14 protein-coding genes and 2 pseudogenes are annotated in these 13,688 nt (G+C 62.8%); 6 read left to right on the forward strand and 10 right to left on the reverse strand.

Annotated features, from left to right (window positions below):
- Nucleotides 1–96: 96 nt before the first annotated feature.
- Both FEZ60_RS12210 and FEZ60_RS12215 read left to right on the forward strand, forming a co-directional pair.
- Nucleotides 97–1,140 (forward strand): alpha/beta hydrolase family protein, encoded by a 1,044-nt coding sequence (locus FEZ60_RS12210; RefSeq protein WP_045070131.1) that lies wholly within the window; start codon nucleotides 97–99, stop codon nucleotides 1,138–1,140.
- Between the two features lie 93 nt (nucleotides 1,141–1,233).
- The gene (locus FEZ60_RS12215) at nucleotides 1,234–2,064 is read left to right on the forward strand and encodes a GNAT family N-acetyltransferase (RefSeq protein ID WP_172936162.1); all 831 of its coding nucleotides are present in this window, start codon (nucleotides 1,234–1,236) and stop codon (nucleotides 2,062–2,064) included.
- On the opposite strand, the gene FEZ60_RS12220 is transcribed toward FEZ60_RS12215, so the two are convergent.
- The gene (locus tag FEZ60_RS12220; protein WP_172936163.1) at nucleotides 2,058–2,537 is read right to left on the reverse strand and encodes a carboxymuconolactone decarboxylase family protein; all 480 of its coding nucleotides are present in this window, start codon (nucleotides 2,535–2,537) and stop codon (nucleotides 2,058–2,060) included. The two genes, FEZ60_RS12215 and FEZ60_RS12220, sit on opposite strands and share 7 nt — an antisense overlap.
- 431 nt (nucleotides 2,538–2,968) lie before the next feature.
- Here FEZ60_RS12220 and FEZ60_RS12225 point away from each other — a divergent pair.
- Together FEZ60_RS12225 and FEZ60_RS33120 are read left to right on the forward strand one after the other, a co-directional pair.
- Nucleotides 2,969–3,265 (forward strand): annotated as a pseudogene (locus FEZ60_RS12225) (hypothetical protein); the annotation flags it as partial.
- Between the two features lie 196 nt (nucleotides 3,266–3,461).
- A complete protein-coding gene (locus FEZ60_RS33120) occupies nucleotides 3,462–4,418 on the forward strand; it encodes a thiamine pyrophosphate-dependent enzyme (protein WP_172936164.1) in 957 nt (318 codons plus the stop codon).
- A gap of 120 nt (nucleotides 4,419–4,538) precedes the next feature.
- Here the strand turns inward: FEZ60_RS33120 and FEZ60_RS12235 are convergent, their stop codons facing one another.
- From FEZ60_RS12235 to FEZ60_RS12250, 4 genes and pseudogenes are all read right to left on the reverse strand, one after another.
- Nucleotides 4,539–4,925 carry a hypothetical protein gene (locus FEZ60_RS12235; protein WP_172936165.1) on the reverse strand — a complete coding sequence of 129 codons (387 nt, stop codon included), beginning with the start codon at nucleotides 4,923–4,925 and terminating at the stop codon, nucleotides 4,539–4,541.
- Nucleotides 4,925–5,566: a nucleotidyltransferase domain-containing protein gene (locus tag FEZ60_RS12240; protein WP_172936166.1), complete on the reverse strand. Its 642-nt coding sequence runs from the start codon at nucleotides 5,564–5,566 to the stop codon at nucleotides 4,925–4,927. Before FEZ60_RS12240 ends, FEZ60_RS12235 begins: the two co-directional genes overlap by 1 nt.
- 282 nt (nucleotides 5,567–5,848) lie before the next feature.
- Nucleotides 5,849–5,962 (reverse strand): annotated as a pseudogene (locus FEZ60_RS12245) (transposase); the annotation flags it as partial.
- Nucleotides 5,963–6,433: 471 nt separating this feature from the next.
- A complete protein-coding gene (locus FEZ60_RS12250) occupies nucleotides 6,434–7,378 on the reverse strand; it encodes an alpha/beta fold hydrolase (protein WP_172936167.1) in 945 nt (314 codons plus the stop codon).
- A 119-nt stretch (nucleotides 7,379–7,497) separates the two neighbouring features.
- On the opposite strand from FEZ60_RS12250, the gene FEZ60_RS12255 reads away from it, so the two are divergent.
- Both FEZ60_RS12255 and FEZ60_RS12260 read left to right on the forward strand, forming a co-directional pair.
- A complete protein-coding gene (locus FEZ60_RS12255; RefSeq protein WP_172936168.1) occupies nucleotides 7,498–8,097 on the forward strand; it encodes a TetR/AcrR family transcriptional regulator in 600 nt (199 codons plus the stop codon).
- 279 nt (nucleotides 8,098–8,376) lie between these two features.
- Entirely contained in the window at nucleotides 8,377–8,682 is a 306-nt protein-coding gene (locus tag FEZ60_RS12260) for a hypothetical protein (protein WP_172936169.1), read from the forward strand.
- Between the two features lie 12 nt (nucleotides 8,683–8,694).
- Here the strand turns inward: FEZ60_RS12260 and FEZ60_RS12265 are convergent, their stop codons facing one another.
- The 5 genes from FEZ60_RS12265 to FEZ60_RS12285 all read right to left on the reverse strand — a co-directional run bounded on the left by FEZ60_RS12265 (nucleotide 8,695) and on the right by FEZ60_RS12285 (nucleotide 13,674).
- Nucleotides 8,695–9,825 (reverse strand): lipase family protein, encoded by a 1,131-nt coding sequence (locus tag FEZ60_RS12265; protein ID WP_033231410.1) that lies wholly within the window; start codon nucleotides 9,823–9,825, stop codon nucleotides 8,695–8,697.
- Nucleotides 9,826–10,064: 239 nt separating this feature from the next.
- Entirely contained in the window at nucleotides 10,065–11,549 is a 1,485-nt protein-coding gene (locus tag FEZ60_RS12270) for an FAD-dependent oxidoreductase (RefSeq protein WP_202025946.1), read from the reverse strand.
- A gap of 6 nt (nucleotides 11,550–11,555) precedes the next feature.
- Entirely contained in the window at nucleotides 11,556–11,987 is a 432-nt protein-coding gene (locus tag FEZ60_RS12275) for a carboxymuconolactone decarboxylase family protein (RefSeq protein ID WP_172936170.1), read from the reverse strand.
- Complete coding sequence (locus FEZ60_RS12280; protein ID WP_172936171.1) at nucleotides 11,984–12,901, reverse strand: NAD(P)-binding domain-containing protein; 918 nt, start codon at nucleotides 12,899–12,901, stop codon at nucleotides 11,984–11,986. The genes FEZ60_RS12275 and FEZ60_RS12280 overlap by 4 nt, the downstream gene beginning before the upstream one ends.
- The gene (locus FEZ60_RS12285) at nucleotides 12,898–13,674 is read right to left on the reverse strand and encodes an SDR family oxidoreductase (protein WP_116101391.1); all 777 of its coding nucleotides are present in this window, start codon (nucleotides 13,672–13,674) and stop codon (nucleotides 12,898–12,900) included. The genes FEZ60_RS12280 and FEZ60_RS12285 overlap by 4 nt, the downstream gene beginning before the upstream one ends.
- Between the last annotated feature and the right edge of the window lie 14 nt (nucleotides 13,675–13,688).

Raw genomic sequence — 13,688 nt, forward strand, 5'->3', positions numbered from 1 at the left:
ACTGATCGGGTGATGTTTTCGGATTGGACTGTGGGGGAATGACACAAGAGCGACCATCCCGTTTTCGGGCACCGCAATCGAGCACGAGGAGCGGCAATGAGAAGGATCAGACACAGTCGGGCACTACTGGTTGGCGCACTCATTGCGTCGACGGGATTGTTCGGTGAAGTAGCGCTGGCGTCTGCCGATCAGTCTCGATCTCTTCCCCCCGGCACACCGACATCGGCAGACGGGTCTGCGCTCGATCGCATCGAAGTGGTCAACGACCGCCAACTGACGATGTACGTCCGCTCGGCGGCGATGGACAAAGTGATACCGCTCGAGGTGATCCTCCCAGCAGATGCGAGCGCGCCACGGCCGACGCTCTATCTGCTCAATGGAGCCGGCGGCGGCGAAGACTCGGCGACGTGGCAGACCCGGACAGACGTCGTCAATTTCTTCGGTGACAAGAACGTCAACGTCGTCAATCCCATCGGCGGTGCATACAGCTACTACACGGACTGGCAGCAACCCGATCCCGTTCTCGGACTCAATAAATGGACTACCTTCCTGACCGAGGAGCTTCCCCCGATCGTCGACGCAACGCTCGGAACTACAGGGGAGAATGCCGTCGCCGGTCTATCCATGGCCGGCACATCGGTTCTGAGTCTGGCCGAAGCGGCGCCGTCGGTGTATCGCGCCGTGGGAGCGTTCAGCGGATGCGCTGAGACGAGCACCCAACCGGGTCAGGACTATGTGACCTTCGTGGTCAGCTTCCGCGGCGGCGACGTCAACAATATGTGGGGTCCTCCCGGAAGTCCGGCCTGGGTGGCCAACGATCCGGTTGTCAACGCGGAGAAGTTGCGTGGCATTGACCTGTACATCAGCAACGGAACCGGTTTACCTGGCCCGCACGAGACCTTGGCGGGGCCGATGGTGAATGGAGATCCGGGTGTCCTCGCCAATCAGGTGATCGTGGGCGGCGTCATCGAGGCGGGCACAAATCAGTGCACGCAGCGCCTCGCAGATCGCCTCAATACGTTGGGAATCCCGGCAACGTACGACTTCCGGCCGACCGGCACTCACTCGTGGGGTTACTGGCAGGACGATCTGCACAACTCCTGGCCCATGATCGCCGACGCGATCGGTACCCAGCGATAGGTACCGGTCAGCCGGTGAGTTATTGCTCACTTCTCTCGCATCGCTCGAGGTCTGACTAACCTAGATGCTGGTCAGCGCGGTTATCATCACCGGGTGAGTTCCGAAACGCGCAGCGTCGCCGCAGCCGAAGACACTGACGTTCTTGCCCGTCGATTTGCTTGTCTGGGAGATCCCGCGAGGCTTCGTGTATTGCAACTCGCTGCAGTCGGACCAGTCGAGATTGCGGCACTTGCAGGTGAAACCGGCATCGAACCGTCGACACTCGGAACCCATCTCGAGGCGCTCGCGAACGTGGGCTTCATCGATGTCGACGTCCAAGGCGGGACTTCCGTGATCCGCGTTGCGGGTTCGGCGTATTCCGACCTCATGGACGCGGCAAAGATCGTCTCGCCGCGGGCGCAGGTGCGCGACACACTGGGGGCCTTGCCGACAGACGTCACGCTCCGCAGAATGGACGAGCGTGACTGGGACGGCGTGCGATCGATCTACCGCGAGGGAATCGGCACCGGTACAGCAACATTCACTACGTCGGTGCCTTCCGCGCAGAAGCTGGACGAGCAATGGTTGCCCGATCATCGGTGGGTAGCCGAGATCGACGGCCATGTCGTGGGCTGGGCGACCCTCAGTCCCACCTCATCGCGCGACTGCTACCGGGGTGTTGCCGAGAACTCCATCTACGTCGGCGGCGCAGCGCGTGGCCGCGGCGTCGGAAAACTGCTCCTACGTCATCAAGTTCAGGCCGCCGACACCAGCGAGATCTGGACAGTCCAGTCGTCCATCTTCCCTGAGAATCGGGCGAGCATTGCTCTGCATCAGGCCGTCGGATTCCGCATTGTCGGCACCCGCTCACGGATCGCCCAGCTGGGTGGACAGTGGCGTGACACCTTGTTTCTGGAACGACGCCGTGAGTCCCAGCTTCACTGACCGGGCAGTGCGCAGACCGTGTCGAGTCCGAGAACGTGATTGAGCCGACCGGACGTGATCCACGATCCGATGCTGATCGAGAGTTCGACGATCTCCGCTTGGCTGTACTGCGCGCTCATCCGTTCCCAGAATGCGTCGTCGAGGCCGTGGTGATCCAATGCGTACCGCTGCGCGTATTCGGCGGCCAGGCGCGTGCGGTCGTCGAAAGCGTCAGTGGTTTCCCAGTTTTTAACGGATTCGCCAAAAGTATCTTCAACTTTTACTCCGTCGCGTTCGGTGCGCCAGTCCATACACACGATGCAGCCGTTGATTTGCGCGATCCGCAACCGTGCGGCCTCGAACTCGCGTAGGCCGAGCGTCGACTTCGTGGTGACTGCCCGGGAGAGTCTCGACGCCGCGCGCCCGATCTCGGGAACCATGTCACCCCACACGTATTCGATGGGATCTTTGCCCTCGGGCACAGTGATGTTCATCGTCGACTCCATCTCGTGTGGTTTCCTCCTCCGACGATAGCGGCGCGAACCTGCCAGGCCGCTGTGCGAGTCCCACTGGTCGGCATGAGAACCCCGTTGTGAAAATGTGCCCGCTAGCCCTTGGCCGCGCTGACCCCGGCACGCCGACCGATTGGAATCACGCCAAGTTGGGGACTCTGTTCAAAGCTCTCTGGAGCGGTTCAATTCGCCGGAATCCAGCGGGACATGGAGTGAAGATGCCGTTCTCAACCGAATAGGCCGAGAAATCTCGGTTCAGTCTTCTGCGCAGGAAGAACGTGGTTTTGGCAGAGTCGAACAGGGGTCACTCAACAGTTTGTCGGCCAGTTCGAGCCATGGTCGATGCCACACGACCGTTGTGTTGATGGCGGGTTCTCGATGTGATCTTCCCTGTGATTGGGGGGTGTATTTATATGACTACGTCGCATCCGAGGCCTGATCTCGTTGCCTACAATCTTGCTGCCCGCATGAAGCGGGCGGAATTGGTGACCGCACTGCGCGAGATGCTCGGCGCTCGCCTTGTCGCGGATCTCGGGAAGGTCAAGGAAACACGGGCGGTCCGTCTGTGGGTGGAGGGCACGCGAACCATCGGCATCGACACCGATGTCGAACGCCTTCGTATCGTGTACCGCGCCGCGAAACTGATCACTGCCTGTGACACGGCTGCGGTCGCGCAGGCATGGTTCAAGGGTTTGAACCCGATCTTGGATGGCACTGTCACGTTGATTCAAAGAATTAGTGGCGCAATAGGTTTGGAGCACACGGCGATGCACCCAGTTGGGATTGTTTACGATTCAGGATGCAATCCCGCTCGCGGTGACTTCCTGCCAGACCGCGCGCTCACGTCCTGCGGACAGCGCGGTGGAGGCAGTTGCTGCGAGCTTACGAGCGAATGATGCGCGGCCGGTGTTTCTCATTGGCGGGAATGCGTTCGAAACTCGTTGCCGCACAATACTTGATCGGATCTGTCGACGAACTGGTGGCCGCGCATTCACCGGAACGACGGCAGCGCGACTTGATCGAGGTGGAGACCGTCCTGAGTTCGGCCGGTTGCCGTACTTCCCCGAAGATGCGGTTGCGGCGTTATCGAGCGCTGCCCCGCTGGTGTTGGTCGGTACCAAGTCACCGGTCGCGTTTTTCGGGTACCGGGAACATCCGAGTGCTCTTGCCGAAGGCGTTGCAACACTGACGTTGTCGACCGACGAGGAGGACTCGTACGCCGCACTTGTTGCGCTGGACGAAGAATTGTCCGGCCTCCCGGTGGGCGCTTCGACGGCCACCGTCAGTGTGGGTGGCCAAACTGCCGCGCTCTCGGATGAGCAGGGCCTGGACGGATGGACCATCGGTTCTGTGGCGGCTGAGACGATGCCGGAGGACGCCATTGTTTCAATCGAAGGTGGCACTGTCGGGCACAGCTTTTTCGCAGCATCGCAGAACGGGCCGCGTCACAGTGTTCTTACCAACACGGGTGGTGCAATCGGACAGGGACTACCTGTAGCTTTTGGTGCGTCGTTGGCGGCACCACGACGTCGCGTCGTCGCGATTCAGTCCGATGGCAGTGCCCAGTACACGGTTCAGGCACTGTGGTCGATGGCCCGCGAAGGTACTGATATCACCGTCGTCTTGGTGTCGAACCGAAAGTACGGAATCCTTAACACCGAGCTGCAGCGCCTCGGTCACACCAGTGGCGACTTGGCGAACTCTCTGACTTCGCTTACCAATCCGAGTCTGGACTGGTGTGCGACCGCTCGTGGCTACGGAGTGCCGTCCTCTCAGGTGCACTCGGTAGGAGAGTTGCGGGCGGCGTTGCGCCGGGCACATGCGGTCCCTGGACCCACGCTCGTGGAAGCGGTAGTCGGGTAATGCAGGGATCGGGATGCATGATCGGGTAATACAGCTGTGATGGCTTAAAGCGCATTTTTGTGAACAAACGACGGCGCCCCACGCAACGGTAGGCGCGCTGGATCCCGGGGAGTCGGCGGACTACCCCCGGGCGGCCATTGCCTGCTTGGCTGCCTCGACCAGGTGCTCCGCCGCGCGGTTCATCTTCTTCAACTCCGCAGAGGTCAGGTCCTGGTGCGTGTAGGCCGCTTTGTTCTTCAAGTTCAGCAGTGTGTTCAGATGCCGTTCGGATCCACTGTCGGCACGTTTGAGTAGGGCAATGGCCTCGCTGTGGTTGCCGGTGTTCGAGTGCACACCTAGGCGCACGCAGCAGAGTACGTCCGAGGCGGCGATACCCGCGTCGACGTACAAGTCCCCGGCGGCGTTGGGCATCTCCTCTCCGCGATGGTCAGCGGCGTCGAAGAACTCGTTCGCTTTGGACATGCGGCCCCCGGTGACAACGGAGTCGCAGTCGCGTTGTCCCGCCATCAGGATCTCTTCGCAGCGGGGCGCAGTTGCGCGTTGAACCAGCTCCGTGTTCCCGCTACGGTCAGGCCCTGCTTCGCCACGTCACGGAGCAGGGGTTCGCCGGCGGCGGCCGCGGCACGGAGTTCGTCTTCGGCGTACTCGACGACGCGGCCGTCGTTGCCGGTCCACGCCGTGACCAGTCGGGCGAGTTCGGTTACCCGTTCCTCCCACGCATCGTCCCCGTCGTTGCCGGCGTCAGCGGCGCGCACCAGGAACAGGTCGATGTCGCTGTCGAGCTTCATGCGCCCGGCCGCTGCCGATCCGAACACTGCGGCGTACCGCAGCGTCTTGCGCCACCCGTCCAGGTGCTTTTCGAGGCGCTTGAGGAAGGTGGAGTTCAGCTGTGAAAGCGCCATAATGGGCTCGGCCGCGAGATGCTCGGTGTTGAGGCGGTAGGTGTTGGTCCTACCTACCTGATCGCGGAGCACCACACCTTGCGCGACGAGGCGGATGAGGACCTTGCGGATACCTTCGCCCGACCCCGTGGCGAGGATGCGCTGGACTTGGCTGATCGTGAACGTGACCTCCGCGCTCGCCAAGACAGCTAGCACGTCGCCGTCCAGGGTCGGTGTTACCGTGGCGAACGGCCTGTTCAGCTGCATGGCAGGTACCTCCTCATTCCAACTAAAGTTTGACTATAGCAACTATAGTTGGAGTAGTGCGAGGTAGTCCGGACCGTCAGGGCTGAGAGCCACAGAATGGACCTGAGCAATTCTGTCGACGTGCTTGCCGGCTTCTGTGTTCGAGCCTTGTGAGCAGATGCTGTGTGGGCCAATATTGTTGGGAGCGTGGCTGTGACGGCGTCCATCGTAATGTGTGTTCCGTCCGTCATCTGTGGAGTCGATTTGCGGTCATTCTTTCTGCGTCGAAGCAGCCGGCGTATGGTCGTTGCGCACTTTCTGGCTCCAGAGGGCCTTTCCGGTGTCGTCGATCGCGCATGCGTGGTGCGAGGCCTTCCCGACATCGATCCCGATCCACACGGTGAGGTGATCATTCATCAACTCGCTCCTGTCGTTGCAGGTGGGGCCCGTGGACGTCTCCGTCACCAGATCCCTAAACAGCGACCGTTCGCATCAGCTCTCAATCAGCGACCGGAGCGTCCAGAACGGTGAGGCAGCCAGTCCTATCGAGCTACGACAGCAACAAAACCCGATCAGCTACACCCCACCGCGCTGGGCATCCAGAGCGTCCACTCTGGACACCACCAACCTTAGGGAACACCCGATCAATTCTCGGACTCAAGGTTCAGCAGTCAGTCAGGGAACGACTCAGTGATGATGCTTCCACCGAGCGCGCAGTCGTCTTCTGAAAAATGCAGTCATCCCGGCATCCGGCGCAACGTCTTCATCTCATTACGACCACCACCAGTCTCGCCGGCAGTAGTCGCTGTCGACGTGCCGCTCCCAAGTACCGCAGTCAGGCCTCTGCCAGCGACCATTGGTGCACGACGAGAGACCTAACTGGGCCTGTCACTTGCTGTCGACGTGCCCGATCGGGTCGGCGCTGTCGGTGAATGCGGCGCGGGCGGCGGGCCAGCTGGTCTCATCGACGCGGAGAGCGCTGCGAAGGTAGGCGGTGCTCATCCGCTGGATGACGGCGACCCGTTCCGGACTTTCGTCCGTGGTTTCGGCGACTTCGTATCCGACGATTCCGCCAAGCGAGTGCTCGGCACCGTAAAAGGTTAGGAGGTCGGTGGCGCCGGGGCTGTGTGTGTAGGCGTCGGTGAACCAGTCGGGGCCGCGGCTGGACATCTTGGACTGGTCGTGGTCGCCGGCGACGACGAGTGTGGGCGTGGTCAGTTCCTGGAACGAGGGGCGCATGAATGGGAAGTTCGCCTTCGCGAACGGATGCAGGTCGTCGCCGCCGACGCCGGTTGCTGCGAACAGGATGCCCGCGGTGACGCGGCTGTCGGACATGTCCTCGCCGACTTGGCCTGCTTCGTCGAAGATCCGAGCGCCGAGGAGTGACTGCGCTGTCTGTCCGCCCCAGGAGTGACCGGTGGCGGCGACGCGGCTGCGGTCGATGCGGCCGGCAAGCCCGGGGACGGCGGCCTCGATGGTGTCGAGCTGGTCGAGGATGCGGGTGAGATCCGTGATCCGCTCGGTCCAGATGGTCGGGAACACCGGGTGGTCGAACCCGAAACCGTTCCGGCGCGAGTCGAGGTGGGTGGGCTGGATCACGACGAACCCGCGGGAGGCCCAGAACGCGGTGAGCGGAGCGTAGCCGTCGAGGTTCCACCCGTTGCCGTGGGAGAACACCACGATCGGCAGGTTCGCGCCGGTCGCCGGGGCGGACACCCGAACTTCCAGCGGTACCGGCCGGTCGGGGGCGGACAGTTCGGTGGGAGCAACGGAGACGACCGGAGTGCCGGCGCCGACAATGCCGTTCAGTGTGTTGATCATTGATGAGGTCATGGAAAGTTCCTTGCTGCGGGTGCGCTCTGCGATACTGGTTATCGGAGTGACGTTCCGTAACGTTACGGAACAGTGTTCCGTAATGCAAGTGCACCCGATCGAATGGTGAGGACAGGCACATGACTGACACCGAGAGCGACCAGTCGCGCGTTGCGCGGCCCCAGCAGGTGGGCCGTCCGCGTCGAAGCCAGCAGGCACTCCTTGACGCAGCGGCGGCGGTGTTCGTGACGTCCGGGGTCGACGCTCCGGTGCGGGAGATCGCAGCGAAAGCCGGCGTCGGTGTGGGGACGATCTACCGTCACTTTCCGACCCGTCCGGAGCTCGTGGTGGCGGTGTACCGACACCAGGTCGAGGCATGCGCAGAAGCCGGCCCGCGACTACTCGCGGAGAGCGCGGCGCCCGAGGCGGCCTTGCGGGCATGGGTGGATTTGTTCGTCGATTTCCTTGTCACCAAACACGGGCTCGCTGGCGCACTCCACGGAGACAGCGCCGGGTCCGACGCTCTGCACACCTACTTCGTTGACCGTCTCGTACCGGTGTGTGGCGATCTCCTCGAGGCAGCACTCGAGTCCGTTGACTCTGCTCCGCCGGTCGATGCGTACAACGTGCTCAAAGGCATCGGCAACCTCTGCATCGGTGCCGCAAGCGACGCCCAATACGAGGCCACCATTCTCGTGCAACTACTCATTTCGGGCGTGCTGAGCCGAGGACTTCGCTGACCCAGGCCCATCGCACCCTCACGTGGAGCACGGACGGGAAGCGCCGCGAAAATCACGCCACTTACTGCTGTGATTCACAGTCGGCAAGGCCGGCGCAGGTTCGGAGTGTCTCATCGTCGGGTGTGTTAGTAACGAACGATTCTGAGGCACTGTCGTCGGCACCGCCGAGACGCACTCGGCCCTAATCTTCCTTTTCACATCCGTACTTCAATGACTTTGCACGATCACGTGGCTTGTCAGTTGTGGTCGGTCATCACGCAAATGGATCTTTTGGTCCGGATGAAAACGGGCCTCGTACCGAGACACGATTGCCTCGGCATCCCCGTAATAGTGCAGATCTCGCGGACGTATTACCGCACGCCGCAAGGACTCGTCGAGGGTAGCGTCGTCGAGGCGCAGCAGAGCGGCACCCTGATCGCCGGCGAGGCTCGGGACATCGGTCCAATGCTCTGGGGTCTGCTGCACGGACTGGCCATGTCGAATTACCTGGTCGCTGTCCGAGTCTGCCAACCCGAGGCGAGTTATCGGTTCGAAGACATGCAGCGCATTCTTGCTCTGGCACTGAAGAACCTGGCCCCGCGCTGAGCATCGACTTATCTACGGCTCGAACAGGTTCCGGACGAAGGAGAGGCTCTCGGGGAGTGCAGCCCGCATCGTCTCGATATGCCCCGTCGGATAGGTGCGGAATGTGACTGGCTGGCGGTTGGCGGCGAGTTCGGCGGCGAGTTTCAACGCGAGCGGCGCCGGCACCATCTCGTCCGTCAGCCCCTGCCCGAGGAAGACGGGCCGATCGTACCCGGTCGCCGGGATTTCCAGCATGCTGCGAGCAGCGGCCAGCACTGCGGGATCGTCGAGGGGCCGGTTCACCAGATCGCCGATCGTGACGTCGCCGAGGTCCGATGCCATTTCCTGGTAGCAGTCGGTTTCGGCTCGGGCCAGGGCATCGGTGCCGCGCGGTGTCAGGTAACGATCGATGTCGAGATCGGGTCGTGCCGCCCGGAGTCCGGCCAGGATGTATGACACGAATACGGTGCTGCCGGTCAGTGGCAATCGGGGAAAGTCCGGCCCCACGAGTGGTGCAAGGTTCTCCAGATTCGACGGCGCCCCGGTCGCGACCGCGCCCCGGTAGTCCAGTTCCGGTGCGTATCGTGTTGCGATCGCTGCCGTGACCATCGCGGACTGCCCGCCCTGAGACTGTCCGAGTGCCACCCACCGCGGTGAGAGCGACGGTTCGACCGCACGCGCAGCACGCACCATGTCGATCATGCTGTGCGCCTCCGACGGTCCGTCCAGGTAGGGGTGGATTCCCGGCGTGCCGAGCCCCACGTAGTCGGTCGCGACGATCGCGTAGCCCTGCGAGAGCCAGTTCGTGAGGTATGGACTGCCGACGGTCCCGGTCACCGTGGGAGCGCACTTGTCGGCAATGCCGACGGTGCCGTGGGCCCACGAGATCACCGGCCAGCCGCCTTCGGGTGGATCACCGGCGGGGAGGAAGAGCGCGCCCGTACTCAACGCGGGCCGGTTCAGCGGTCCCGTGGACCAATAGGTGAGCTTTGATCCGTTGACGGCGCCGGGGATCCAGAAGGTTCGTGGCAGGGGATCTGTCGCGGTCACTGTGCCCGGCGCCGTGACTGGCGACGGCACCTGCGCCTGGGCGGGCGCGGTCGAGACGACCGCAGAGGCGAGCGTGATCACCATCAATGTTTGGCCGAGCCGTCGTCGGATCATTGCACCGCTCCCGGGGTTCGTCCGTGTGTACGCAGACTTCCATTCTGCGCGAACCGGAGTTGCCGGCACACCGGTTCGACAATCTTCGGGTGCCGCTACCGCGATCGAGGGCCGGTCGAGTGGTTTCACTGTCGGTCCAGAGGCGAGGGCGAATGCTCCGCAGCGCATCATGTGGTGCGAGGCTCTTTAGGTCCGTTTTCGGTTCGTTGACGGGGACGCGGTCGGTGAGAGTACGCCCGCTAACCCTTGGCTGCGCTGATCCCGGCGCGCCGACCGTAAAAACTGCCGTCACCGAGCGACGTTCCCGACGCGTATCCGCCGGCACAGACTCCGGCAGTGCAACGGCCCGCAGCAAACAATCCGGGGATCGGTTCGCCCGAAACGTGCAGCACCTCCGACTGAATCGACGTTCGCAGGCCGCCGAGGGTGAAGCCTGCCGTGAAGCCCCGAAGGTCAAGGGCGGCAATCGGGGAGCCGATCGGCTTGACCCATTCGGGTTTCTTGCCGAAGACCGGATCCTCGCCCCGTTCGGCGTGGCGGTTGTACACCTCGACAGTGGACTGCAAGGTGCCCTCGGGCAAACCCATGTCCGATTCGAGTTCCGCGGCGGTCTCGGCCACCCACTTGGGGCGGAACCGGAAGAACGGCGTGGAACTGTCAGCGCCGGCGCCCTCGTCGTACGCGGCTTCGTCGATGATCAGGTAGGCCTCATTGTTGTTGCGGAGCAACGTTTCCTGGCCGATGCGCCCAGGATAGGTGTCCTCGTTGACGTAGCGTTGCCCGTGGCCGTTGACCAGGATTCCGCGCACCATCAGCTGAGGATCGCCGAAAAACGCGACCTCGGTGGCGTCCATGTGCGCGAGGTCGGCGCCCAGAGCTTGCGCCATCCGGATGGCAGTGCCGTCGTGCTCCTCGATGGCCGCACCTGGCCGCCCGATCAGACGCGGCGCATACGACTCGACCATCGACTCGTTGTAGGCAAAACTGCCCATTGCCAGAACAACACCGGTCCGAGCCCGCACAGCCACTTCCTTGCCGTAGCGCTTGGCGATGATGCCGACCACTCGATCACCGTCGACAACAAGGCGTTGCACCCGCATGTCGTGCTCGGCCCGCACGCCGAGTTTCTCCGCCGTCTCGACGAGTGGCTTCATCAGCATGAACCCGCCGCCCTTCTCGCCGGTGCGTTTGTCGCTCATCTGCGGTACGTGCCCGCGCGGGGCCGGGGCGGCGATGGCGTTGAAAGGCGCGGCGTTCTCGCCGCCGGAGTACATGAGACCGTCGTCGAACGGAGTTTCCCAGCCCGGCTGGCCGTAGAAACTCTCCTTGAACGGCACTCCGTTGTCGACCAGCCAGTTGTAGTGTTCGACGCTGCCGTTGCAGTAGTCGGTGATCTTTTCCTCGTCGGCACCTGGGCCGAGAGCGGCCATCATGAACGTCTTCATGTTCTCGGGGGTGTCTTCGAAACCGAGTGCCTTCTGCAGCGGTGTACCGCCGCCGAGATAGATGAACCCGCCGGCCAACGCGGCGGCCCCGCCCCACCCGCTGGTGCGTTCGAGAACGAGCACGTCCGCACCCGCTCGCGCCGCTTCGATGGCGGCGCTGACGCCGGCGATCCCGTATCCGGCGACAACAACGTCGGCTTCGAGATGCCAGGTGTCTACATCGTCTACGGCTACGGGCCGAATCGAGTGCGCCGATCCGGTGGAGTTCGCTGGGGCCATCGCGTTTCAGTCCTTCGCGGGAGTTGGTTCGGTTGCGGCCTTTTCGGCAGCTCGGGCGGCCTTACGCCGGTCGGACTTGACCGAGATCAAGGCATTGTTGAGTCCGGTTGCCAATGGCCACCCGGTGTAGTGACACAGGAAGATTGCAGCTTCCTCGACTTGCTGCTCGGTGAGTTCCTCGTTGAGGATCGCCGCATTGATCTGGATTTTTGCGACGTCGGTTTGCCCCTGGGCGGTAATCGCGCCAAGGAGGAGCAACCGTCGATCACGCATCGACAACCCCGGCCGATTCCAGATATCGGCAAACAGATGATCTGCTGTGACGGCAAAAAACTCTCCCGGAACGTCGGCAGGCAATTCCCAGCCGTACACCTCGTTCATTTTCGACACACCGCGTGTCCGGGCCTCGGAGATGGAGTGTCCGTTCAGATCGGTCATGACTGCTCCTTCGTGGATGGTCCTGAGAATGCGGTATTTTCCGGCGGGGCGCCTACCCCCACACCGAGTCCTGGACCTAGCCCGGTCAGTGCCAGGTGCGCGAGGGGCAGGTCGACGCCGAGACGGTCACCCAGATCGAGCGCCAGGCTCAGATCTTTCTCACCCAGGTTGCGAACGTGACCGAGAATCGAGTACCAAGGATCGCTCTCGTCAACGGGCTCGGTGGTGGTCCGCAGCATGATGGCGCCGGCCCCACCGGTAATGGCATCGGTGTGGCGTACGACCTTACCCAGGGTGCGAATATCGAGACCGGCCGCTTCGGCCAACCGCGACGCTTCGGTAGCGGCGGTGAAGGATACGAAGTGAAGAAGGTTACGCGCCAGCTTCATTCGGGTTCCGGCGCCGATGTCTCCGGCGTGGACCACCAGTTCTGCCCAACATCCGAACGGCTCGCGAACCCTCTCGAAAGCCTCTATCGGCCCGCCGATCATCACGGCGAGCTTGCCCTGTGTGGCACCGGGGGCGCCGCCACTGACGGGTGCGTCGATCAAGGTCACACTGTGCTCTTCGCAGATCCTGGCCAACTCCACCGCGGTGGTGTCGGAGATGGTCGAGTGGACGGCGATGACGGTTCCGGGTGGAGCGGTGCTGAGGATGCCGTCAGGTCCGTTGACGACATCACGCACTTGAGCGTCGTCGAGCACGGTTACCGAGATGACGCTTGCCGTGGCTGCGACGTCGGCCGGCGTTTGTGCTGCACGAGCCCCCGCGGCAGTGAACGGTTCGAGCGCTTCGGCTCGCGCGTCGCACACCACCAGCCCGGCCGGCCAACCGAGGAGACGGGTCGCCATGGGCGCGCCCATATTGCCCAATCCGATGTAGCCGAGCGTGGGCTTGTCGGCATTCTCGGTCACGATCGGAACACCTGCCCGCCGTCGACGTTGAAGATCTGGCCGGTCACCCAGCTCGCTTCGTCGGAGAGGAGGAACAGGCACATGCCCACCAGGTCTTCCGGTGTTCCCATGCGTTGCAGTGGAATCCGTTTGACCATGTCCTTGACGATGTTGCCTGGTGTGACCGTGCGGGTGGCTTCGGTGTCGATCGGTCCGGGTGCAATCGCGTTGATCCGGATCTTGGACCAACCGAGTTCGGTGGCCAATTGCTGAGTCAGGCCGTTGATTCCCACCTTGGCGAGGCCGTAGAAACCGGAGTACAGCCAGGCGGCAGTGGAGGACTGGTTCACGATCGAACCGCCGTTGGCGCGCATGTGGGGCACCACTGCTCGGCACACCTGCAATGCGCCGTCCATGTTCACGCTCATGAACGTCCGGTAGTACTCCCAGTCGACTGTGAGTAGTGAGTCGATCTTCATTCCGCCGTAGATGGCAGCATTGTTGACCAGGTGTTCGATGCTTCCGAATTGCTCGATCGTGAAGTCTGCGAGCGCCTGGGCGGATGCGCCGTCGGCAACGTCGACCGCCTTGAAGACCGCGCTGCCACCGTCGGCAGAGATCTGTTTGGCCACCGATTCGCCGAGTTCGTGATTGAGGTCGGCGACAACAACATTGGCACCCTCGGTTGCGAGTGCGCGGGCGTATGCCTCGCCGATTCCCTGAGCGGCGCCGGTGACGATTGCAGTGCGTCCCCTAAAACGTTCGGTACGTTCTGTAGGTTCTGTACGTCCCATGTCGATCCTGCTTT

This window comes from Rhodococcus sp. MS16, assembly GCF_013277795.1.
Classification (GTDB): Bacteria; Actinomycetota; Actinomycetes; order Mycobacteriales; family Mycobacteriaceae; genus Rhodococcus_F; species Rhodococcus_F globerula.

Bases quoted from the DNA above. Each gene is read 5' to 3' on its own strand.
- FEZ60_RS12255 (WP_172936168.1), top strand. From the start codon at position 7,498: ATGACTGACACCGAGAGCGACCAGTCGCGCGTTGCGCGGCCCCAGCAG.
- FEZ60_RS12235 (WP_172936165.1), bottom strand. From the start codon at position 4,925: ATGGCGGGACAACGCGACTGCGACTCCGTTGTCACCGGGGGCCGCATG.
- FEZ60_RS12210 (WP_045070131.1), top strand. From the start codon at position 97: ATGAGAAGGATCAGACACAGTCGGGCACTACTGGTTGGCGCACTCATT.
- FEZ60_RS12270 (WP_202025946.1), bottom strand. From the start codon at position 11,549: ATGGCCCCAGCGAACTCCACCGGATCGGCGCACTCGATTCGGCCCGTA.
- FEZ60_RS12260 (WP_172936169.1), top strand. From the start codon at position 8,377: ATGAAAACGGGCCTCGTACCGAGACACGATTGCCTCGGCATCCCCGTA.
- FEZ60_RS12275 (WP_172936170.1), bottom strand. From the start codon at position 11,987: ATGACCGATCTGAACGGACACTCCATCTCCGAGGCCCGGACACGCGGT.
- FEZ60_RS12285 (WP_116101391.1), bottom strand. From the start codon at position 13,674: ATGGGACGTACAGAACCTACAGAACGTACCGAACGTTTTAGGGGACGC.
- FEZ60_RS12220 (WP_172936163.1), bottom strand. From the start codon at position 2,537: ATGAACATCACTGTGCCCGAGGGCAAAGATCCCATCGAATACGTGTGG.
- FEZ60_RS12250 (WP_172936167.1), bottom strand. From the start codon at position 7,378: ATGACCTCATCAATGATCAACACACTGAACGGCATTGTCGGCGCCGGC.
- FEZ60_RS12240 (WP_172936166.1), bottom strand. From the start codon at position 5,566: ATGCAGCTGAACAGGCCGTTCGCCACGGTAACACCGACCCTGGACGGC.
- FEZ60_RS12265 (WP_033231410.1), bottom strand. From the start codon at position 9,825: ATGATCCGACGACGGCTCGGCCAAACATTGATGGTGATCACGCTCGCC.